We start from the raw sequence: 404 nt of genomic DNA on the forward strand, positions 1-404 counted from the left end.
GGACTAATTCATCATAATCCTTTTGGGCTTTTAAATAAATTTGTTCTTTGTCTTTTATATTTGAGAGGGTAAGTTCAATGGCTTTTTTTGCATAATTTAAATCTTTAGTCATTTTAACACTAAATGCGTTATTCCTTGTGTTGTTTTAAATGCAGGCGTGTTAAAATAGGCAAATAAGATTAATTGATATTTTTCATTCATATTATAAAGTATATTCCTATCATTTTGTGAAAGCATAGAAGTATTAAAGGTTATATCATTTCCTTGAAGATTTTCTAAAATCTTAATTTTAGATTGATTGCATTCTAATTCCTCTTCTTTTTTTACACAATATGCCCATTTAATTGTCTCATCGAAGAAAAATTTCTCCTCATTATTTAAGTAAGCTCTAACAAAAATAGTTT

General features: G+C 25.7%; 1 pseudogene. It reads right to left on the bottom strand.

The annotated features are described in order from the left end of the window. Window positions 1-108 precede the first annotated feature (108 nt). Window positions 109-404 (bottom strand): annotated as a pseudogene (locus tag ELQ12_RS09925) (hypothetical protein); the annotation flags it as partial.

Origin of the sequence: Campylobacter sp. US25a, assembly GCF_004379075.1 — a bacterium.
GTDB lineage: Bacteria > Campylobacterota > Campylobacteria > Campylobacterales > Campylobacteraceae > Campylobacter_D > Campylobacter_D jejuni.